Annotated in this window: 17 protein-coding genes; 12 read left to right on the forward strand and 5 right to left on the reverse strand. The window is 34.3% G+C overall.

The features are described from left to right. Window positions 1-21 precede the first annotated feature (21 nt). Window positions 22-2808 (forward strand): outer membrane beta-barrel protein, encoded by a 2787-nt coding sequence (locus tag BM201_RS10110; RefSeq protein ID WP_092542200.1) that lies wholly within the window; start codon window positions 22-24, stop codon window positions 2806-2808. A gap of 92 nt (window positions 2809-2900) precedes the next feature. Beyond that, the gene (locus BM201_RS10115) at window positions 2901-5675 is read left to right on the forward strand and encodes an outer membrane beta-barrel protein (protein ID WP_092542202.1); all 2775 of its coding nucleotides are present in this window, start codon (window positions 2901-2903) and stop codon (window positions 5673-5675) included. A gap of 88 nt (window positions 5676-5763) precedes the next feature. Here BM201_RS10115 and BM201_RS10120 read toward each other — a convergent pair whose 3' ends face one another. From BM201_RS10120 to BM201_RS10130, 3 genes are all read right to left on the reverse strand, one after another. After that, a complete protein-coding gene (locus BM201_RS10120; RefSeq protein ID WP_092542204.1) occupies window positions 5764-6660 on the reverse strand; it encodes a mechanosensitive ion channel family protein in 897 nt (298 codons plus the stop codon). A 15-nt stretch (window positions 6661-6675) separates the two neighbouring features. Further along, window positions 6676-7176 (reverse strand): Dps family protein, encoded by a 501-nt coding sequence (locus BM201_RS10125; protein ID WP_092542206.1) that lies wholly within the window; start codon window positions 7174-7176, stop codon window positions 6676-6678. Between the two features lie 100 nt (window positions 7177-7276). Beyond that, a complete protein-coding gene (locus BM201_RS10130; protein WP_092542208.1) occupies window positions 7277-7597 on the reverse strand; it encodes a phosphoribosylpyrophosphate synthetase in 321 nt (106 codons plus the stop codon). 740 nt (window positions 7598-8337) lie between these two features. On the opposite strand from BM201_RS10130, the gene BM201_RS10135 reads away from it, so the two are divergent. The 6 genes from BM201_RS10135 to BM201_RS10160 are packed head-to-tail and all read left to right on the forward strand — an operon-like array spanning window position 8338 to window position 14779. After that, window positions 8338-9357, forward strand: a complete 1020-nt coding sequence (locus BM201_RS10135) for a LacI family DNA-binding transcriptional regulator (RefSeq protein WP_092542210.1) — start codon at window positions 8338-8340, stop codon at window positions 9355-9357. Window positions 9358-9386: 29 nt separating this feature from the next. Further along, entirely contained in the window at window positions 9387-10370 is a 984-nt protein-coding gene (locus BM201_RS10140) for an SDR family oxidoreductase (RefSeq protein ID WP_092542353.1), read from the forward strand. Further along, the gene (locus tag BM201_RS10145) at window positions 10371-11651 is read left to right on the forward strand and encodes a nucleotide sugar dehydrogenase (protein WP_092542212.1); all 1281 of its coding nucleotides are present in this window, start codon (window positions 10371-10373) and stop codon (window positions 11649-11651) included. 52 nt (window positions 11652-11703) lie between these two features. After that, window positions 11704-12300 carry a sugar transferase gene (locus tag BM201_RS10150; protein ID WP_092542214.1) on the forward strand — a complete coding sequence of 199 codons (597 nt, stop codon included), beginning with the start codon at window positions 11704-11706 and terminating at the stop codon, window positions 12298-12300. Window positions 12301-12327: 27 nt separating this feature from the next. Beyond that, the gene (locus BM201_RS10155) at window positions 12328-13467 is read left to right on the forward strand and encodes a DegT/DnrJ/EryC1/StrS family aminotransferase (protein ID WP_092542216.1); all 1140 of its coding nucleotides are present in this window, start codon (window positions 12328-12330) and stop codon (window positions 13465-13467) included. Next, the gene (locus tag BM201_RS10160) at window positions 13460-14779 is read left to right on the forward strand and encodes a polysaccharide biosynthesis protein (RefSeq protein ID WP_092542218.1); all 1320 of its coding nucleotides are present in this window, start codon (window positions 13460-13462) and stop codon (window positions 14777-14779) included. The genes BM201_RS10155 and BM201_RS10160 overlap by 8 nt, the downstream gene beginning before the upstream one ends. Here the strand turns inward: BM201_RS10160 and BM201_RS10165 are convergent. Continuing rightward, window positions 14776-15507, reverse strand: coding sequence for a tyrosine-protein phosphatase (locus BM201_RS10165; protein WP_092542220.1), 732 nt, complete (start codon window positions 15505-15507; stop codon window positions 14776-14778). The two genes, BM201_RS10160 and BM201_RS10165, sit on opposite strands and share 4 nt — an antisense overlap. 208 nt (window positions 15508-15715) lie before the next feature. On the opposite strand from BM201_RS10165, the gene BM201_RS10170 reads away from it, so the two are divergent. Both BM201_RS10170 and BM201_RS10175 read left to right on the forward strand, forming a co-directional pair. Continuing rightward, window positions 15716-17464: a PAS domain-containing protein gene (locus BM201_RS10170; protein WP_092542222.1), complete on the forward strand. Its 1749-nt coding sequence runs from the start codon at window positions 15716-15718 to the stop codon at window positions 17462-17464. 50 nt (window positions 17465-17514) lie between these two features. Further along, window positions 17515-17919 carry a response regulator gene (locus BM201_RS10175; RefSeq protein ID WP_092542224.1) on the forward strand — a complete coding sequence of 135 codons (405 nt, stop codon included), beginning with the start codon at window positions 17515-17517 and terminating at the stop codon, window positions 17917-17919. On the opposite strand, the gene BM201_RS10180 is transcribed toward BM201_RS10175, so the two are convergent. Next, window positions 17903-19000 (reverse strand): endonuclease/exonuclease/phosphatase family protein, encoded by a 1098-nt coding sequence (locus tag BM201_RS10180; RefSeq protein WP_092542226.1) that lies wholly within the window; start codon window positions 18998-19000, stop codon window positions 17903-17905. The two genes, BM201_RS10175 and BM201_RS10180, sit on opposite strands and share 17 nt — an antisense overlap. Window positions 19001-19201: 201 nt before the next feature. Here BM201_RS10180 and BM201_RS10185 point away from each other — a divergent pair, with 201 nt between their 5' ends. Together BM201_RS10185 and BM201_RS10190 are read left to right on the forward strand one after the other, a co-directional pair. Further along, window positions 19202-20350, forward strand: a complete 1149-nt coding sequence (locus BM201_RS10185) for a vWA domain-containing protein (protein WP_092542228.1) — start codon at window positions 19202-19204, stop codon at window positions 20348-20350. 14 nt (window positions 20351-20364) lie between these two features. Continuing rightward, window positions 20365-21828 carry a magnesium chelatase gene (locus tag BM201_RS10190; protein WP_092542230.1) on the forward strand — a complete coding sequence of 488 codons (1464 nt, stop codon included), beginning with the start codon at window positions 20365-20367 and terminating at the stop codon, window positions 21826-21828. The last annotated feature ends 151 nt before the right edge of the window (window positions 21829-21979 follow it).

The raw sequence follows: 21979 nt of genomic DNA on the forward strand, positions 1-21979 counted from the left end.
ATCAATCAAAAATCATCAAATATGCTTAAAAAAGCATTATTTCTGCTAGTGATTGTATCATCAATTACTGCCCAGTCTCAAAAGTTTGAGATATCAGGAAAATTACTGGATAGTATAACTCAGGAACCTTTAGAAGGGGCCACCGTATTTACCGAGACTTTAAAAGATAGTACCCTAATCAGTTACACTATAACAGATGCTGATGGTGTTTTTAATGTTTCAGGGAAATCTTCAAAAGAAAAAATAAATCTCTTGATCTCCTTTGTGGGGTACGATCCCGTAAAGAAATTAATTTCACTACCGCAAAGTGAATATCCTTTGGAACTTAAGCCAATCGAAATGTCACAACGAGTTGAATCTTTAAGTGATGTTTTAATTGAAGGGAGAGTACCTCCCATTAGAATTAAGCAGGATACTCTTGAATATAATGCAGCATCTTTTAAAACAAAAGAAGGAGCAACGATAGAAGATCTTCTACGAGAATTACCGGGAGTAGAGATAGATGAAGATGGGACTATTAAGGTTAATGGTATAGAGGTAAATAGAATATTAGTAGGGGGAAAAGAGTTTTTCTCTGGTGATGGAAGTATTGCAACAAAGAATCTACTAAAAGATATGGTAGATAAAATTCAGGTGGTAGATACACGATCTGATAGCCAGGTTTTTCGCGGGGAGAAAGCAAGTGGAGATAGTAAAACGGTCAATATAAAACTAGATAAAGATAAGAATAAAGGTGTTTTTGGCCGAGTTGCAGCCGGGGGAGGAAGTGACGAACGTTTCGAGTTTGCTGGTCTTGCTAATTACTTTAATGATGATTTGCGATTAAGTGTGCTTAGTGGAGGGAATAATATCAATACTTCTGGTTTTACATTTGGTGAACTTAGAGAAATATTTAATACTAATTCTTATACAACATATAATGGAGGAATAAGTATTGGTGGTAGAAGAATAGGTGGTGGTAATGGTATAGTGAATTCTAAAATTACCGGTGCCAATTATGCCGATGATCTTGGGGAAAATCTGGAAGTAAGTTCAGATTACTTCTATTCTGCCTCTAATAATTATTACAGAAACGTTTCGTCTTCAGAAAATATTCGTCCAGATGGAAATTACTTCTCAGAAAATAGTTATAACAATACCGGAAACCAGGACAAACATGAGATTAATTCAAGAATTAAAGCAACTATAGATTCGAGTTGGATGATCGATGCACGACCAAGATTTAGTTATGATAAAAACTTTACGAGAGGGAGTAGGACTTCAGAGAGCAGGGAAGAGAATGGAGAATTAAGAAATACATCAAATTCTAATAATTACGGACTTACAGAAACAACCAATTTCGTAAACAGCTTAAATATTAACAGGAGATTTAATCAATCGTTTCTAACATTTGGAATAAATAACAATATCTCTAATTCAGATTTTGAAAGCAATAATCAATCAGAATTCATTTTTTATAATTCAGACCAGGAAAATATTTATCGAGATCAGATAACAAGAGGAGGCTCTAAAAACAACAATTCTCGCGCTTCAGTAAATTTTAGATCTCCAATTATCGAAAAGTTACTTTTCTACGGTATTTCTTATAATTATAGTGCTAATCTGCAGGATTCAGAAAACTTAGTTTTCGATCTGGATGAAGAATCTAATAGCTATACCAATCTTAATGAAGATCAAAGTACAAGTTTTGATAATCATACCATAACTCACAAACCTGCTTTAAATATTAGTTATCAGGGTGAAACTTTTAATTTTTCCATAGATGCCAGATATTCTTTTGCAGATTTAGAAAGTACAGATAGAATTAGAGATTTTAGCTTTGAGAATGATTTTAATGCTTTTGAAGGAAGTGCCAGATTCAATTATAGTATTTCAAAAACTTCGAGTCTTCGGTTAAATTACAATTTATCTAACCAAATTCCTTCGATCTATAGCTTAACACCGTATAGAAATATTTCAAATCCACTAAACATAGTTGAGGGAAATCCAGATTTAGACCTCACCAATCGCCATAATGTTAGATTGAGTTATAATGGTAATAATATGGATAAGCAGCTTTATTTCAATGCAAGTATCAATGGCGATTATACTGTAGATCCTGTACAATCTCAAACCACTATAGCCGATGATCTTTCAAGATTTACAACCTTCAGCAATATAAATGATGAGTATGGACTGTCTGCTTCTGTTTGGATGAATAAGAATTTCAAATTAGATTCTATTAATCGTTTGGGCGTTAATCTGAATATTAGTGCAAGGCATAATAAGAATTATCGATTTACCGATGAAACTTTATATTCAGCCAGTACTCAGAATTATAGAATTGGACCATCTGTAAATTTGTCTAACCAGAGCTTAAGACTTCAGCTAAGTTATTCTATGAATTTGCAAGTTGCAGAATATGATTTGGAGACCATAGCAGATCAAAGAATATATCGAAATTCGTTAAATTTTAGTGGTTTTATAAAATTCCTTAAGAATTTTGAATGGAATAATGATTTTAGATATTCAACTAATCCGCAGGTCGATGAGGATCGATTTGATGCACATATTTTCTTTTGGAACTCTTCTATATCGTATAAATTCCTAAAAAATGATTTCGGGCTATTGACGCTTAAGGCATATGATATTTTAAACGAAAACACGAATGTCTATCAATTTTCTGGTGCAGATTCTATCACTTCTTACGAGTCTACGGCGCTCACTCAGTATTTTATGCTAAGCTTTAGTTATCGATTTGATACATTCCATAAAAACAGAAAGAGTCAGCCAGGAAGAGTAAGGCATTACAGGATAAACACCCTATAAAACGTTAAATAAAACTTAAAAAATTAGAACTCATTAAATATTCAACGAGTTTTTTAGTTATTAGCATACGTCAATCAATAATTCATCATTTTATGTTTAAAAAATTACTGGTCCTCGCTATAGGACTTTTTAGCATTTCATTATCTGCACAAAAATTTGAAATTTCAGGAAAATTAATAGATAAAGAAAACAAGGCTCCATTAGAGGCTGCAACCGTTTTTGCAGAATCGGTGACCGATAGTACTCTGGTTACGTATACGATCACAGATAAGGACGGAGAATATAAATTAATTGGAAGAACCGGTCTTAAAGAAGTTAATGTTTATGTTTCTTTTGTAGGTTACGTTCCGCATGAACAAAGAGTTAAACTTGCAGGCGACCGTATGATAACATTAGATCCTATTGCACTCGAATTTCAGGTGGAGTCTTTAGGCGATGTTTTGGTAAAAGCTAGAAGAGCGCCGGTAACGATCAAGAAAGATACACTAGAATTTAATGCTGAATCTTTTAAAACTCAAAAGGACGCTACGGTTGAAGATCTTTTAAAAGAATTACCAGGAGTAGAAGTAGATGCTGAAGGAAATATAACCGTAAACGGCAAACCTGTAAATAAGATCCTGGTTAACGGTAAATCATTCTTTGGAGGTGACGATCCTACGATAGCCACACGAAATCTAACTAAAGAAATGATTAGTAAAATTCAGGTTTCTGATACCAAATCAGACTCAGATGCTTTTACAGGAGAAAATAGCGATGGCGAAAATAAAACCATCAATATTACCATCGATGAGGATAAGAACAAAGGAGTTTTTGGTCGTGTTTCTGGTGGCGGTGGTACCGATGATCGTTTTGAATATGCCGGTCTTGTCAATTATTTTGATAACGACCTTCAACTAAGCGCGCTTGGTGGCGGTAACAATATTAATTCTCCTGGTTTTAGTTTTGGGGAGATCGAAAAAATGTTTGGAGGTGGTGGATCCATGATGGTTTCCAGCACCGGAGCTTTCAGTATTAATGGTCGTAGTTTTGGTTTTGGTAGCGGAATCATTAATTCACGAACCGGCGGACTTAATTTTGCGGATTCCTGGGGTGAAACTTCAGAAATTTCAGCTGATTATTTTTACTCCGGCTCCAATAGTTATGAAGAAACCCAACGTGAGCGAGAAAATATCTTGCCTGATAATCGATATTTTACAGAAAGTTATTCTAGAACAGAAGGAAATACAGATCGCCATCAGGCAAATCTAAAATTTACAACAAAACCAGATACCACTTGGTTTATAGATGCCATGCCTTCGTTCAGTTATACTAAAGCTGAAAATAGTTACGAAAGTAATTCACGGTCTTTTAATGAAAATGGTGACTTAATTAACGAATCTGAGAGTGATAACCAAACATTTAGAGATGGAAAGACTTTTGGAGGGAATTTTAACGTGAATAAAAGATGGGCAAATGGCGCTTCATTGTCTTTACGAGTAAACGGGGACCTAGAAAATAATGATTCAGAGTCGTATATTTTGACTTCAGCAGAAACCTTTGGAAATGATGGGCAATCTATCGATAGAAATCAATTTACAGATGGAGAACAGGAGAATAACAATATTAATTCTACCCTTCGTTATAGACTACCGATTGTAAAAGATAAGTTTTATTTGAATTCTGAAATAGGATATGGTAACGATTCCAGAGATGATAGGCAATATGTTTACGATCTTAATGATGCTTCTGGAACATTCGATAATTTCAATATCGAGCAAAGTACAGATTTTGAAAATATAAACGAATTTTACCGCCCAGAGTTTGGATTAGACTGGAATACGAAGAAAGCCAATTTTGGATTGGATGTCGCTTATGTTTATAGAGAAATGGCGAGCAGTGATAACCTAAGAGATTTTAATTTTTCACAGGATTTTAATGCGCTGGAGTATAATTTAAATGTAAGGTATACGATCAGTCAGAAAATGCGGATCTATTCTAGTATTTCCAGAAATAATGAGGCTCCGCAAGTTCGCCAGTTATCACCTTACGTAGATGTTTCAGATCCACTAAATATCATTCAGGGTAATCCAGACCTTAAACCTTCTAATAGCACAAGATTCTATGTGAATTTTAATAATTATGATTTTCAAACACGTAGCGGTCTTTATGCATACTTAAGTTATTCAGAAACCGATGACCAGGTGGTTTCAAGATCTCAGGTAGATGAAAATTTTGTAAGATCTACTACCTATGATAATGTTGATGGAGCCTACAGGTTTTATGGAAGTATGAGCTATAGTAAGGATATTGAACTTGATACTTTATCTACCATTAAAGTAGGTGTTAGTGCTTACGGAAATGTAGAGAGAACGGTAAACTATAATAACGATCAAATTTATGATCGAGATTCTAAGATGGTTGGGCCAACTTTAAATTTTACGTACGAATTAGGAGACTTTTTAGAGTTACGACCTAGTTATGGTATTAGATTCAACACGGTTGAATTTGATATTAATGCTTTAGAAGATTATGAGTTTACCAGGCATGAGCTTCGTTTAAGAACTAAAACTAACTGGCCAGAAAATCTAGAATGGAGCAATGATCTTAGTTATTTTAATAATCCAAATGTTGGTGCAGCTTTTCAGCAATCTACGGTCCTCTGGAATAGTACGCTTACCTATTCAATATTGGATAACAAAGGAAACATTAGTTTAAAAGCCTTCGATATTCTGGATCAAAACACTAACACACAACGTCAAACCTCAGAAAATTATGTTCAGGATGTACAAAGTACGGTCTTACAACAATATTTTATGCTAGGTTTCAGTTATAAGTTTAATACATTAGGTAAAAAGGGAGAGGTTAGAGAAAGCAACTTCTTTTTTTAATAATGTGTTAGAGTGCTAATTCTAATAAAGAAAGGCTTTTGGTATTACCAAAAGCCTTTTGTTTTTTATAAAATAGACAATTATAAATTTATTCCTGTTTACCTTCAGAAGACTGACTTAAATTCAAATTATTAGTAAAATCAATAGTTCTAATAGGGAATGGAATATTAATATCATTCTTATCAAAAGCTTTTTTAATGCCAACGATCGCTCTACTTTGTGCTACTAAAATATCATAATTCTTCCTAGCATCTGTCCAAAATCTAACCGTAAAGTTGATTGAGCTGTCTGCAAAAGCGTTATACATAAACTCAACTTCTTCTTGGCCATTCTGCGGGAATAATTCAGCGATAGTATCAACAGTTAATTTTTGAACAAATTCTAGATCACTATCGTAATGAACTCCGCAGTCTACAAAAATTCTTGAACGCTCTGTTCGGCTGTAATTTTTAAACGCATCGTCAACAATTTTGGAGTTAGGGATAACCACAAAATTATTATCAGATTGTTTAATTTTGATACTTCTAAGGTTAATTTCTATTACCGTACCGGCATAACCGTTTGTCTCTACCCAATCACCAATTTGTAGTTCAGGTAAAAAGCTTAGGATTACTCCAGAAAAACTATTGTTAAGCGGTCCCTGTAAAGCTAAACCAACAGCCAGACCAATTACTCCTGCACCGGCAAGAATAGAGGTTAAAAGCTGATTTAAATTCAAAAGTCCTAAAGCCACAAAAAATCCGGTAAGGATAATTATTGCCTTTAAGACTTTAATCGTAATCTCTCTTATAGAATCCTGTTTTACTTTTCTAATTAAAAGTCGGTTAACGATCTTACCAACCCATTTGGCTATAAAAAAGAAAAGTATAAAAACGAGAACTGCCAAAATAATATTTGGCAGGTTCACGATAAGGCTATTTAGCCATCCAGTTAGTTTATCAACTAAGGATTCTAATGATTTTTCGATATCAAAGCTATTTGCCATGTATGTTATAATAAATTATTCAGCAGGAATAGCTTTATGAGTTTCAGTCGTTTTCATTTTCCATGCATCTAGCATCCAGCTCGTTTTTTCAAGCTCTCTAATGTATGCACCAATTAGATCGATGGTACCTTCGTCGCCTGCAGCATCTGCTGCTTTAACTACTTTTCTCATTTGAGAAAGAAGCACACCATGATCATTGATCAATTGCTCGATCATATCGTAATCTGTAAGTTCAGAAATAGATTCTTCCAGATTCGACATTTTTAAATAATCGCTCAAATTACTTGTAGGCTGAAATCTTAAGGTTAATACACGCTCTGCAATTTCATCAATTTTCAATTTGGCGTCATCGTACATTTCTTCGAATTTCTCGTGTAGATCGAAGAAGTTCTTACCAATTACGTTCCAATGAAAATTTCTTAATTTTTGATAGTATAAATGGTAATCAGCCAACAAAATGTTTAACTCATCTACAGTTAAAGCAATTTTTTCTTTGTCTAATCCTAAATAGTTCATAGTATTTATTTATAGTTTTTTTAATTTCAATACAAAAATACAATACTTAAAAGGTTCTGCATAGCGTTTAATAGAAGTTTAACGCTATACTTACATCAGCTTAGTCTATAGGTCTATTTTGCTTCAAATCTAATTTCTTACTCATCTCATCAGACATTTGTCCGCTTGAAACTCCATATCCATCAACCAGAGTTCCTTTTCTACCATTTTCTGTAGTTATAGCATAAAGAATCGAATTATCGTCTGGATTACTCATTCCTTCAAAGCGTAATACTTTATCTACGTCGAATTCGTTCACACCAAATTTTTCGTCTTCAGATTTCAATTCAAGATGTTCATCCAGAAGATTAAAATCATGCTCATAACCTTCCTCTAATTTCAATTTATTTATTGCTTGAGATAGGGTTCCGTAATCTTTCATTTTCGTTAATTTTTCAATTGATTTCAAATGTTAAATTACGTCTAGACTGCCTTATTTCCAAGACATTTAAATGGTTTAGTATAAGTTTAACTCGATTTGGCTATTCCTTAATATTTGAAGACTTAGCGATCTTTTTTTCTGCTGAAAAGGCCTATAGGTAAAACCAGTAAGAATAAAAAATACCAACCTGTAAGGAGACCAATTATGGTAATTATAGCTGCAAGAATATAAAACCAATAAGAATTAAAGAATTTCATAGGTATGGGTTATAATTATCGTTTTTGCTAGTGTACAAAAAATTAGAAAAAAATCATGCAAATTTCGGGAAGAGCTGATAAGTAACTTTTGATGATTTTTAATGATGTAATCTGTTTCACCAGTTTAATACTCATATAGGAAGAAGCTAAGTATGTTTTAAAAAGAAGAACTTTGGTAATCAGATAACTAGCATTTTTGAAATGTTTTTCAGAAAAATAACGAAAATACAGGGGTTGTCCTTTGAAATTGTGTTTTTTAATTAAGTGTGGTTCTTATTTTATATACTGAATCTAAAAATTTGTGCAAGTCTTGGTGTTGAACCCCAAAAAAATCAAGGGTCTAGGGTTTATGACTTCTAAAAACTATCTTTGTAATTATGAAAATTAGCTCGGCTAGTCACTTATCGTCGAATTTATTTTCTAGCAAAGGCAAAATTGCTTTTCTTTGGCGTAAAAACCAGATTTAAACTTTAGGTTGAAGGTATGAAAAATAAAATCACCTTAAAAGAGCTTTCTAAATTGCTTAATGTCTCAGTTTCTACTGTTTCTAAAGCACTAAATGACAGCCCAGAAATTAGTCAGAAAACGGTAGAACGCGTTAAAGAACTTGCAGCTTTACATAATTATCGTCCTAATCCTGTGGCAGTTAATTTAAAAAGTAGCAGGAGTGGAACGATTGGTGTGATTATCCCAAACATTGCAAATGTCTTTTTTGCCAAAGTTTTATCTGGGATAGAAGCTAAAGCGCAGGAGGAAGGATTACAAGTGATCACTTATATTTCTAACGAATCTTATGATCGTGAAGTGCAGATCATAGACCATTTAACATCTGGTTTTGTAGATGGAGTTCTACTTTCTATTGCTGAAGAAACGCAGCGTAAAAGAGCTTTCGACCATATTTATCATCTAATCGATTATGATATACCAGTAGTACTTTACGATCGTATCAATTATGATATGCCTGTAGATAAAGTTGGGGTAGACGATGCTGAAAGTTTTAAAAAGGTGACCACCAAATTGATCAAAAAAGGAGTCAAAAAAATTGGTGTGGTTTCAACGATTCTTCACCTGGTTAACGGTAAAGAGAGAATTAGAGGTTATCAGGAAGCTTTATTGCCAAGTATGAAAGAGCATATTGCGGCATCAACAAGACGTGAATTCTTAGATGAAAAAATTCATGAAATCCTAATCGACGATAAAGTAGAAGCTGTTCTTTGTTGTGATACAGAAAGTACGATGAGAGTTTATCGTTATGCTTACGAACATAATATTCGTATTCCTGAAGATCTTAAAGTTGTTGGTTTCTTAAATGAAGAAATCACGTCTTTCCTAACGCCATCTATTAGTTATATCGAGCAAAATCCTCGCAAAATAGGGAAAGGAGCCATGAAACTTCTTGGAAAACGATTAAAAGGTGAAGCCGAATTAAATAAAACTACAGAAAAAATTATCAAAACTAAATTGGTAAATTTAGAATCTACTACGTTTGATTCTGAACATTAATTATCAATATCTTGATAGAACCAAATAAAATGGCAAAACTAACCACCAGTACGGTACTCGTAACTGGTGGTGCTGGTTTTATTGGTTCTAATCTTTGCCAAAAGCTTCTCGATCTTGGGGCAAAGGTGATTTGCTTAGACAATTTTTCTACCGGAAAAAGGTCAAATCTTAACGCATTAAATGATCATCCAAATTTCACTTTATTAGAAGCCGATATTCGCGATTTTGAAGCTTGTTTAAATGCCTGCAAAAATGTAGATTATATCTTACATCAGGCAGCTTTAGGCTCGGTGCCACGTTCTATTAAAGATCCGCAAACCACTAACGATGTTAATGTAAGCGGATTTTTAAATATGTTGGTTGCGGCTAAAGAAAACCAGGTAAAAAGATTTATTTATGCAGCAAGTTCTTCAACTTATGGAGATGCTTCAGAATTACCAAAGATCGAAGATCACATCGGCAAACCTTTATCACCTTATGCGATCACAAAATATGTAAACGAATTATATGCCGATGTTTTTCAGAAAACTTATGGTCTCGAAAATATTGGTTTGCGTTATTTTAATGTCTTTGGTCGACATCAGGATCCAAACGGCGCGTATGCCGCAGTGATTCCCAAGTTTGTAAAGAAACTGATGAGTCATCAGTCGCCCGTGATTAATGGTGATGGTAGTTTTTCTAGAGATTTCACCTATATCGATAATGTGATTCAGATGAATTTACTCGCAATGCTTACTGAAAATCCAGAAGCGGTAAATCAAGTTTATAATGTGGCTTACGGCGGAAGAACAAATCTCAACGAACTTGTTAATATTTTAAAGTCAGAATTATCTAAATTTGATCCTGAAATTTCAGGAATTTCTGCAAAATATGGTGTCGAGCGCCAGGGCGATGTTCCACATTCTCAGGCATCGATCGAAAAAGCAAAGAAATTACTCGGTTATCAGCCAGAATTTTCAGTTAAAGAAGGATTAGCTGAAGCAGTTTCCTGGTATTGGAATAATTTAAAGTAAATGACACAAAAGAAAATAGCAGTTATAGGTCTTGGGTATGTTGGATTACCTTTGGCGCGTCTTTTCGCTACAAAATATCCTGTAGTTGGTTTCGATATCAATAACTCCAGAATTAGCGAATTAAAGCAGGGAAATGATAAAACTTTAGAGGTTGAAAATAAAGATCTAAAAGCGGTTTTAAAAGAAAGTAATTCTGAAGAAACTGGTTTGTTTTGTACGGCTAATATTGAAGATTTAACCGACTGTAATTTTTACGTGATCACGGTGCCAACGCCGGTAGATAAGAATAACAAACCAGATCTTACACCGCTTTATAAAAGTAGTGAAACTGTTGCCAGCGTTTTAAATAATGGCGATGTGGTTGTTTACGAAAGCACTGTCTTTCCGGGAGCAACAGAAGAAGAATGTGTGCCGGTTTTAGAGAAAATTAGTGGATTAAGTTTTAATAAAGATTTCTTTGTAGGTTACTCTCCAGAACGTATAAATCCCGGTGATAAAAAGCATACCGTAGATAAAATTTTAAAAGTAACCTCAGGATCAACTCCTGCGATTGCTAAAGAAATTAATGCTATTTACGCTTCGGTAATTACTGCCGGGACGCATTTGGCACCATCTATAAAAGTGGCTGAAGCTGCAAAAGTGATCGAAAATTCGCAGCGTGATATTAATATTGCTTTTGTAAATGAACTGGCGAAGATCTTCAATATGTTGGATATCGATACCAAAGCGGTTTTAGAAGCGGCGGGGACAAAATGGAATTTTATTCCGTTTACGCCCGGTTTAGTTGGTGGGCACTGTATTGGTGTAGATCCTTATTATCTGGCTCAAAAAGCACAAGCGGTTGGTTATCATCCAGAAATTATTCTTGCCGGAAGACGCATGAACGATAGCATGGGGCAATATGTTGCTGCGGAAGTTGTAAAATTAATGCTGAAAAGAGACCTGAAAGTTAAAGAATCTAATATTCTTATTTTAGGTTTTACCTTCAAGGAAAACTGTCCCGATGTTCGCAATACCCGAGTTATCGATGTGTATCGAAATTTGAAGGATTACGGCGTAAATGTTTCTGTTTATGATCCTTTAGCGAATCCTGAAGAAGTTTTGCATGAATATAATGTGAAAACTTTGAATCAAAAGCCAGAAACTAAATTCGACGCTTTGATTTTAGCAGTTTCCCATCAGGAATTTTTAGAAATGGATTTGGCGGAATTAAAAACTGAAGAAAGCGTTATTTACGATGTAAAAGGTGTTTTAGGCGATAAAGCTGATAAAAAACTATAAATTTTCATTGAATTTCAGCTTTGGTTTGCTGCAATTTTAAAGTGATTTAAATATGTATCGAAAATACGTAAAAAGTACTGCCGACTTTATTTTTGCGTTGTTTACGATCGTATTATTTCTTCCTATTTTTATAATAATCATATTGCTCATCTTAATATTCGATGGTTTTAGCCCATTTTTTATTCAGGATCGGGTAGGAAAGGATGCTCACAGTTTTAGGATATACAAGTTTAAAACAATGAGCGATAAAAAGGATTCCGAAGGAAAACTTTTAAAAGAAGAACTCCGCGTTACTCCTTTAGGCCGAATTTTAAGACAATCTGGTTTAGATGAAATTCCGCAACTTTTTAATATTCTTAAGTTTGAAATGAGTTTTATTGGTCCGCGACCGTTGCCGGTTTATTATATTGATCTTGATGATAGATTGCAACGAGATCGTCATCGCGTTTTACCAGGAATCACAGGGCTTGCACAAATTACCGGTCGAAATTCCCTAAAATGGCCAGAAAAATATCGTTTAGACAATTACTATATCGAAAACCAGAGTTTTTGGCTGGATCTTAAAATTTTGCTGAAAACCATAGTGAGTTCTAACGGTTATGACGCGGTAAATTTTGAACATGTAATTCCTGAAAAGAAATCAGAATAACCTATATTTCCTAAAATTCGGTAATCGATGAAGAAAATCTGGCTTTCCCCACCGCATTTAAGTGGAAACGAACTGCAAAAAATACAGCAGGTTTTTCAGGAAAACTGGATTGCTCCCGTAGGACCTCAAATTGGTGAATTTGAAGCTAAAATTTCAGCATTTTTAGGAACTGAAAATCCTCCGGTAGTTGCGCTGAATTCGGGAACTTCAGCTTTACATTTAGCCTTAAAATTACTGAATATTGGCAAAGGAGACGTTGTGATTTGCCAGAGTTTAAGTTTTGCTGCTTCGGTGAATCCTATTTTGTACCAAGGTGCCACGCCTGTTTTCGTGGATAGCGAAAAAGATACGTATAATTTATCTCCAGAATTTCTGGAAGAGGCCATAAAAGATCAAATCAAAAAAGGAAAGAAACCTAAAGCAATTATTGCGGTTCATATCTACGGAATGCCTTATAAAGTAGCTGAAATTCATCGAATTTCGGCTCAATATGAAATCCCAATTATTGAAGATGCGGCGGAAGCAATGGGGAGTTTATACAAAAATAAACCTTGCGGTAGTTTTGGCGATTTGGCGGTGTTTTCTTTTAACGGAAATAAAATTATAACCACTTCAGCCGGTGGTGCGTTGGTTTGTAAGAACAAAATTCAGCAAAATAAAGCAGTTTTTTGGGCCACTCAGTCTAAAGAAAACGAGGATTTTTATCTACATAAAGAAATTGGCTATAATTACAGGATGAGTAATGTTTTGGCAGCTATCGGAATTTCGCAGATTGATGTTTTAGAAGAGCGGGTAAAAAAGAAACGTGAAATTCAGCAATTTTATGCATCGTTTTTAAATGAGATCGATGGTTTTAATGTTTTTGCAGAATCTTCTTCAGCATTTAAAAGTAATCACTGGTTGAGTATTTTAGAAATTGATGCTGAAAAATCACCAATATCGGTTACAGATCTAATGAAAAAATTAGCTGATAAAAACATTGAAAGTCGGCGTATCTGGAAACCTTTGCACACGCAGCCGGTTTTTGCCGAATTTGATTTTTACGGAATTGATATTGCTGAAAAAATATTCGAAAATGGCTTATGTTTGCCATCGGGAACTGCAATGAGCGATGCAGATCTCAATTTTATTAAATCCGAACTATTAGCGGCAGTAAAAAATGCTTAAACCAGATTTAACAGCGCAAATTATCATTTTTGGTGAAGCTTCAAAGCTTCAGGAAGTTTCAGATTTTCTTCGGCAAAATTATATAAATTTGAACATCTTGATTTTCGATAAAAACCGACTAAATTCTGAAGAACTAGACAAGCTGGAATTTTTAGAAAGCGAGTCTACTGTAATTTATATTGAAGAAGAACATAAAGCTGATTTCGGAATTAAAGCCGCGTTTTTGGATAAAGCGATAAGTGCAAAGGCAGCTATTTTTACGCTTCCGCTTCAGGATTGGAAAAAAAACGTATTCCATTTCAACGAATTTCAGCTTCAGGATTTATTTAAAATTGATAAAATAAGTCCGAGTAAACTTCCGCAGAAAAATAAAAAGTTATTGATAACGGGTGGTGCTGGCTATATTGGCGCTGCTTTAGTAAAGTATTATTCGGCTTCGTTTTCAGAAATTATAATTATAGATCAAAGTGAATCAGCTTTATTTTTTCTGAAAGAAGAAGTTGAGATTTTATATCCAAACGCGAATATAAATTGTTGCTTGGCAGATGTGACCAATAGGCAACGAATGACATCGATTTTTGAAGAATTTCAACCCGAAATTGTAATTCATGCTGCAGCTTATAAACACGTGGGTTTACTGGAGAACGAGCTTGAAGAAGTTGTAAAAAATAATATTGCAGGGGCTTATATTGTTTTCTATTTGGCTGAAACCTATAATGCTGAGCAATGTATTTTAGTATCGACCGATAAGGCGGTAGCGCCAAAATCTGTGATGGGGAAAAGCAAAGCCTGGGCAGAAAAATTATGTTTATGGTTTTCGCAAAATTGTGATGAAATCAGTTTCAAAACGATTCGGTTTGGGAATGTTTTAGGCAGTACTGGTTCGGTCTTGCCGATTTGGGATAGGCAATTGGAATGGCGAGATTCTATAAGTTTGACCAATGTGAATGCTTCACGGTATTTTTTTACGATTCAGGAAATTTTCGAGCTTACAGATGATGTTTTAGAAAATGATAGTTCTGGGCAAATTTTTACTTTGAAAAATGAGCATCCTTTGCTGTTAGCTAGGCTGGCTAATCTTTATCTTTATAATCGATCTGCTGAAATTCTAAAAACCGAATTAAAGCCAGGCGAAAAAGAGCATGAACAGCTAATCGCTGAAAATGAAAACCTGATTCAGCAATCAAATAATATTTCAATTGTTGAAGGTGCCGAAATCAATGATGATTTTATGGAGCAGCTTAGCGTATTACTTAGTGATAAAATTCCGACAGAGGAAAAAGCTAGTATTATAAAAGATTATAAGCTTTAAGTAAAAAGTTCTTTACTCTTTTCCACGATTGGTTTAAGTAACTCGATCTCTTTCGATTTCAGTTTGATGTTTTGGAGTTTTTCTAAATGTTCCATCCGGTGAGTATCACTACTTATATAATCGATCATTTGATTTTCGAGTAGTTTAAAAGCCATTTTTTGGATGCCTTCTCCATAATGCGAAGTAAGCGAAAGCATATTCAGCTGAAAATAACATCCACGACTTTTAAGATCGTAATATTTTCTCATTTTGCTATCATGAAAAAAGCCATAGCGCTCTGGATGTGCTAAAATTAAAACATGACCTTTGTTTTGCAGTTTAAAGATGATCTCTTTTAAATTAATTGGTGGCTGTAAAAAAGACATTTCTACAAGACTAAAATTCCCTGAAATTTTCAATAATTTTTCGTCATCCAATTTATCCATTAAAGACTGATCCATCATATATTCTGCCGCAGCCGAATTCTTGATATTTGCTGGTTGTGCGGCTTGTAACTTTGCGAGCGCGTTATTGATGATTTCAGGAGTATTAGGATAATAATCATTCATTACGTGTGGGGTGTGCACAAAATTTGTCACGCCAAATTCACCAAACTTGTTAATAAGCTGCAGGCTGGTTTCAACATCTGGCGAACCATCGTCGATCCCCGGTAAAATATGATTATGGAAATCTGTGAATCCTTCTAGTAGATCTACGAAAAAATACTTCTTAGCGAAGAATGAAAACATCTAATTTACTTTTCTTGAAAAGTAGCGTGTTTTAAATTAAAAGACAAAAAAATAATCTTACATTATTGTGAAATAAATCGTTTTAATTTTACATTATTTGAAAAATAAATGTTTAAATTCTTAGAATTACTTTTAAAATCTTAAATTTAAAATGCCCTTTACCTTAATTATTTGCTGAAATGATGATTTTAAGTATGAAATTAAAATTATGCAGCAATCGCTTAGCCTACATCTTCTATTATTTGGTTTTATTGATGAAACCGAAACCATTTTAGGTGCTCTAAAACAGGATCCTAATTATTACATATCTCAATGTAGTGGGCTGGAGTCCTTACAGCGTATTTTAGTAGAGAAATGCGATGTGGATATTTTGATACTTCAGCTAAATTATCGCGAAGATGACTATCAGAAGATTCTAAATTTTGTCGCTGGGCATAAAGATCTTCCTGTATTAATTATTACCAATACCAGAATTAGAAAGCATGCTTATGAAGCTTTTGCTTTAGGGATCGAGGATTATATTCATGTATCAGAAATTAATCCTCCTTCCTTGAAGCGGAGTATCTATTTTGCTATAAAACGTAAAGACTACAAGAAAGAGATAAGTAATTCAGAATTTAATTACAAAACCTTGTTTTTCTCTTCACCTCTACCTATGTGGGTTTTAGATCGTTATACACTAAAATTTTTAAGCGTAAACCAGGCCGCTATAGAACATTATGGATATTCTGAAGAAGAATTTCTAAAGATGAAAGCTAGTGATCTTTGGATAAAAGAAGAAGAAGAAAAAATAAAATTAATGGTAAAAGAGTTTACCAATGATTTTTTACATGAAACAGTATGTCACGTAAAGAAAGATGGAAGTGTGATGACAATTAATTTTCATAGCACGCCAATTTTTTATGATGGTAGAGAAGCTAGATTAACCCTTGCCAGAGATGTAACTGAAAATCTAAAGATAAGAAAAGCCCTAAAAGATAGCGAAATGCGCTTTAAATCTCTTGTTCAGGAGGGTAGTGATCTAATAGCCATTCTAGACAAAGATTTTAGATACAAATATATAAGTCCCAGTATAGAAAGTATTTTAAGTATTAAGCCGAAACATATTATAAAAGATCGATTTCATGACAGAATTCATCCAGAAGACCAGTCTTTTATAAAAACCTTATTAGCGTCTATAAAACAATCCAGTAATAAAAAAATTAGTTTGCCTTTTTACAGGGTGAAGGACGGCTTGGGTTATTGGCGATTTTTAGAAACTAAGCTAACCAACCTACTAGATTTTTCCCCAATTGAAGGTATAGTAATTAATAGTAGGGATGTAACAGATCTTGTAGAGCAGAGGAATCGTTTATCTGATAGTCTTTCCAGATACGAAATTGTTTCTGAGGCTACTAGTGATATTGTTACAGATTTCAGTTTTAAAACAGAAGAAGTAAAAATTTCAAAATCGCTTTATAAAGTTTTTGGATATGATCCAAAAGAAATAGAAAAAGAGAATTTTAGAGATTGGTGGTTATCGAAAGTGCATAAAGATGATCGCACGGCAGTTAGGGAAAAAGTTATTGAAGTAATTGAGTCAGGCATAAAATCATTTCAATTAGAATATCGATTTCAATGTGCAGATGGAAGTTTTAAAAATATTTTAGACAGAAGCTATATTGTAAGAGATATTGAAGGTAATCCAGAGAGGATCATTGGTTCTAAACAGGATATCACTAAGCAAAAAGAACAATTAGAAGAAATAAAATCACGCAATATAAAATTGGAAGAAATAGCCTGGGAACAATCACATATGGTTAGGGCTCCTTTGGCAAAAATTATGGGTTTGATCGATTTAGTAAGGTTTAGTGAAAATAATGCTGAAGAAACTAAGGATTTATTAGAAAAAATATTAAATTCAGCCGAGGATTTAGATGCTGTGATACGCAACATAGCTGAAAAAACATATAATTAATAGATTTGAAGCCCCTTAAATCTATTTAGAACCTAATCTTAACCTACATTATGTTGGAAGTCATACTAGTAGATGATGATGATATTGTTTTGATGATGCAACGAAAAATGGTTTCTAGGTGTGAAATATCATCGACGCCCATCATTTTTAAAAGTGCGGTAGCAACTTTAGAATATTTAAATAAGCCTGAAAATTTAAATAATATCGATAAGAAATACCTAATACTTCTTGATATTAATATGCCCATGATGTCTGGCTGGCAATTTCTTGATCTTATCAAAGAACATCCTTTGTATGATCAAATTCATGTAATTATGGTAACGTCTTCTATAGATCAAAAAGATCGAAGAAAAGCAGAAACTTATCAGCGTGTTATCGATTATATCGAAAAACCAGTCACCTTAAAGCATTGCCAGAACTTAAAGCAATTGCAACCAATCAGCGAATTTTTTTAGGAATATTGATGCTTTTTTCAAGAGGTTGTGCTTCTTCAATTTTCTCTTTTGCCCATAATTCGTCTTCGCGTTCCAGCTCCAGTTCTTCCTGTACAGCTGTAGCTCTAGGATCGTAATTTAGTTTTATGTACATAGGGAAGTGGTCACTGCCAATACTTTTTTCCCTGGCGATTTCTATCAAGGTGAAATCTTTAGAATGAAAAACGTGGTCTAATGGCCAGCGAAATAAGCGATAACCGGCATGAAAAGTATTAAAGAAGCCACGTCCTATTCTTGGATCCATTAATCCACTCATTTGTTGAAAAAGTTTGGTAGTTCTAGACCAGGCTACATCGTTAAGATCTCCAAACACTAATACTTTACGATCTTCTGGAGAAAGATCTCTACCTAGCATTAAAATTTCTGCATCACGATTGGTCGAGGTATAACTTTCGGTAGGACTTGGTGGCATTGGATGTAAACAATGCATCTTCAATTTAGTGCCATTTCTAAGTTTTACATAACCATGAATAGAAGGAATGTCTTCCTGTACCAGATAATGCACATCTGCATCGATCAATTCTAATTTAGAATATAAATGCATTCCGTAGAGATTGTCTAAAGGAACTTTTACGGTATATTTATAATCATCTTCAATCACTTCTAATTCCTTTTCCCAGCGCTTATCACTTTCTAGTGTAAGTAGTATATCTGGTTGGCGCTTTTTAACCAAAGCAACAAGTTTCTCTGGATGTTTGTTTGGCGTAAGGACATTACTTACTAAAATGGAGATCGTGGCATCTTCAGCTTTACCCTTAAACTTTATAACCTGTTTTTTAGATAATACTGTATAAGGAAATATTTTGATCGCTTGGTAAATAAGACTAAGAAAAAGTAATACTGTAGCTACATAATGCCATGTTTCAGAAAAGTCGTAGAAGAACGCGCAAAGAATTAGGGTGATAACTATACAAACTGAAATTTGTATCCTGGGAAAATCAAAACCTCTAACCCACCATTGATCAAAACGGGTTATTGAAGCTAAAGTTGGAATTAAAAAGATAAAATTTAAGCAAAGTACAATTATTTCAGCGGTATCCATGCTGATCGTTTTTATGTTGGCAATAATGTTTAGGTCGAAATCTATTCAAATCTCTTATTATTCAACAAAACTTAAAAGCATTTAAGAAAAGTATAACGTAAAGTCGGCAATTTCAATAGCTCAGGGGAGAAATAGTGTCTTTTTCTGAAAGTTGTGAAATGTTCAATTTTAATTCTCTTGAAAAAAGTTTAATTTTAAAGTATGAAGAAGAAAGATAAAATGAAGGAAAGGGGATTTATCTTCAAGAAATATGAAGAACCTAATACAAGTCCTTTTGAAAAACTCTTTGAGATTTTTAAAGAATTGATCACGCACACTTCGGGTGATCTAGATGAAGCGCTAGACTGGTTACGCCAGTTAGATGAAGAATATCAACTTACCACGCCAGATTATACGATCGAAGATTTTATAGAAGACCTTAAGCAAAAAGGCTACATAAAAGAAGAATTAGATCCAGATGGCGATGGTGAAGGTGATGGTTCTGGGAGTTTAAAGATTACTGCAAAGACCGAAAGGGCAATACGCCAGCAGGCACTAGACCAGATATTTGGTAAGATGCGGAAAGGAAAGTCGGGTAATCACCGTACAAGTCATGTTGGCCGTGGCGACGAGCACACCGGCGATTTTAGGAATTATCAATTTGGAGATTCTTTAGACCGAATTTCGATGACCGAAAGTCTGCGGAATGCCCAGATCAATCATGGGATTGGTAGTTTTAATATGACGCACGACGATCTGGTGGTAGAAGAAACTCATTACAAATCACAAATGAGTACGGTTTTAATGATCGATCTTAGCCATAGTATGATCTTATATGGCGAAGATAGAATTACCCCTGCTAAAAAAGTAGCCATGGCTTTAGCCGAGTTGATCACGACACGTTATCCTAAAGATACCTTAGATATTATAGTTTTTGGTAATGATGCCTGGCCGGTTTCAATAGCAGATCTTCCGTATCTAAAAGTTGGCCCGTATCACACCAATACTGTAGATGGATTGAAGCTGGCGATGGACATTTTGCGAAGAAAGCGAAATACCAATAAACAGATCTTTATGATTACCGATGGTAAGCCGAGTTGCATACGAGAACGCGATGGTAGCTATTACAAAAATAGTATGGGCTTAGATCCTTATATCGTTGATAAATGCTACAATATGGCGCAACAAGCTCGTAAACTTCAAATTCCTATAACAACATTTATGATCGCGCAAGATCCTTATTTAATGCAATTTATTAGGGAGTTTACACAGGCGAATCAAGGGAAGGCATTTTATACCGGACTTAAAGGTCTTGGTGAAATGATTTTTGAAGATTACGAAACAAACAGAAAAAAGAGAATTAGAGGCTAAAAGAAAAAGAAGATATGAATATTGAGAAAATGAAAACCCTTGGAGATTTAAAATCTTCAGGATATATAAGTAAAGGAATAAAAGACGAGCTTCGTGATAATTTAATTGAAAAGATTAAAAATAACGAACCTGCGTTCACCGGAATTCATGGTTATGATGATACCGTAATTCCGGAATTAGAACGAGCGATCTTATCGAAACATAACATCAACTTACTGGGATTACGTGGGCAGGCCAAAACAAGGCTAGCGCGTTTAATGTTGAATCTTTTAGATCAATACATTCCGGCAGTTGAAGGTTCAGAAATTAGTGACGATCCTTTAAATCCAATTTCACGTTACGCAAAAGAGCTTATTGCTGAAAAAGGAGACGATACACCAATTACTTGGATTCATAGAAGTGAGCGATTCTTTGAAAAACTCGCCACACCAGATGTGACGGTAGCCGATTTAATTGGAGATGTAGATCCTATAAAAGCAGCGAATTTAAAGCTAAGTTATGCCGATGATCGTGTGATTCATTTTGGAATGATTCCTCGTGCTAACCGAAGTATTTTTGTAATTAATGAGTTACCAGATTTACAGGCAAGAATTCAGGTGGCACTTTTTAATATTCTTCAGGAAGGTGATATCCAGATTCGCGGTTTTAAATTAAGACTGCCTTTAGATATGCAATTTGTATTTACAGCTAATCCAGAAGATTATACCAATCGTGGTAGTATTGTAACGCCGCTTAAGGATAGAATTGGTTCACAGATCTTAACGCATTATCCAGAAACTATCGAGATCGCAAAAACAATTACGCAACAGGAAGCAAAGTTAGATTCCAGACAAACCGATATGGTTTATGTGCCAGAACTAGCCAAAGACCTGCTTGAACAAATTGGTTTTGAAGCTCGAGAAAGTGAATTTATCGACGAGAAAAGTGGGATTAGTGCCAGGATGAGCATTACAGCTTATGAGAATCTTTTAAGTGCTGCTGAACGTAGAACTTTAAAGAATGGAGAAGATAAAACTTTGCTAAGATTTGGTGATTTTATGGGAGTAATTCCTTCGGTTACCGGTAAAGTAGAGCTGGTTTATGAAGGCGAGCAGGAAGGAGCTGCAGCTGTAGCTACTCAGTTACTGGGAGATGCGGTAAAAACATTATTCCCTAATTATTTTCCTAAGATCGAAAAGCTACAACGTCCCGATGAAAAAACACCTTATGACGATTTGGTAGAATGGTTTTTCGAGCAAACCGGGTTTGAATTGCCAGACGATCTTACCGACGAAGAGTACAAGAAGAAATTAGATGAGGTAGCGCCATTAAACGAGCTAATAAAAAAATATCAGCCAGAAATGGACAAAATCGACACTTATTTTTTAAAGGAATTTTTACTTTGGGGATTGGTAGAGTTTAAGAAATTAAGCAAGCAGCGATACACCAAAGGCATTCAATTTAATGATCTATACGGAAGTTATATAAGCGGATTATAAATTTAGATTGAATTAAGTTGAAATAAAAAGAACAAAAGCCCGGTTTTACTAAAAATCGGGCTTTTGTTTTTTTGAAATTATGAAAATCTCATATTTTTTCAGCAAATGTGTAATTTTAGTTTTTTAATTCTACGTAATTATATACTTTTAT

The organism is Zunongwangia mangrovi (genome assembly GCF_900112105.1).
Taxonomy (GTDB): Bacteria; Bacteroidota; Bacteroidia; order Flavobacteriales; family Flavobacteriaceae; genus Zunongwangia; species Zunongwangia mangrovi.

Bases quoted from the DNA above. Each gene is read 5' to 3' on its own strand.
- BM201_RS10110 (WP_092542200.1), top strand. From the start codon at position 22: ATGCTTAAAAAAGCATTATTTCTGCTAGTGATTGTATCATCAATTACT.
- BM201_RS10115 (WP_092542202.1), top strand. From the start codon at position 2,901: ATGTTTAAAAAATTACTGGTCCTCGCTATAGGACTTTTTAGCATTTCA.
- BM201_RS10120 (WP_092542204.1), bottom strand. From the start codon at position 6,660: ATGGCAAATAGCTTTGATATCGAAAAATCATTAGAATCCTTAGTTGAT.
- BM201_RS10125 (WP_092542206.1), bottom strand. From the start codon at position 7,176: ATGAACTATTTAGGATTAGACAAAGAAAAAATTGCTTTAACTGTAGAT.
- BM201_RS10130 (WP_092542208.1), bottom strand. From the start codon at position 7,597: ATGAAAGATTACGGAACCCTATCTCAAGCAATAAATAAATTGAAATTA.
- BM201_RS10135 (WP_092542210.1), top strand. From the start codon at position 8,338: ATGAAAAATAAAATCACCTTAAAAGAGCTTTCTAAATTGCTTAATGTC.
- BM201_RS10140 (WP_092542353.1), top strand. From the start codon at position 9,387: ATGGCAAAACTAACCACCAGTACGGTACTCGTAACTGGTGGTGCTGGT.
- BM201_RS10145 (WP_092542212.1), top strand. From the start codon at position 10,371: ATGACACAAAAGAAAATAGCAGTTATAGGTCTTGGGTATGTTGGATTA.
- BM201_RS10150 (WP_092542214.1), top strand. From the start codon at position 11,704: ATGTATCGAAAATACGTAAAAAGTACTGCCGACTTTATTTTTGCGTTG.
- BM201_RS10155 (WP_092542216.1), top strand. From the start codon at position 12,328: ATGAAGAAAATCTGGCTTTCCCCACCGCATTTAAGTGGAAACGAACTG.
- BM201_RS10160 (WP_092542218.1), top strand. From the start codon at position 13,460: ATGCTTAAACCAGATTTAACAGCGCAAATTATCATTTTTGGTGAAGCT.
- BM201_RS10165 (WP_092542220.1), bottom strand. From the start codon at position 15,507: ATGTTTTCATTCTTCGCTAAGAAGTATTTTTTCGTAGATCTACTAGAA.
- BM201_RS10170 (WP_092542222.1), top strand. From the start codon at position 15,716: ATGCAGCAATCGCTTAGCCTACATCTTCTATTATTTGGTTTTATTGAT.
- BM201_RS10175 (WP_092542224.1), top strand. From the start codon at position 17,515: ATGTTGGAAGTCATACTAGTAGATGATGATGATATTGTTTTGATGATG.
- BM201_RS10180 (WP_092542226.1), bottom strand. From the start codon at position 19,000: ATGGATACCGCTGAAATAATTGTACTTTGCTTAAATTTTATCTTTTTA.
- BM201_RS10185 (WP_092542228.1), top strand. From the start codon at position 19,202: ATGAAGAAGAAAGATAAAATGAAGGAAAGGGGATTTATCTTCAAGAAA.
- BM201_RS10190 (WP_092542230.1), top strand. From the start codon at position 20,365: ATGAATATTGAGAAAATGAAAACCCTTGGAGATTTAAAATCTTCAGGA.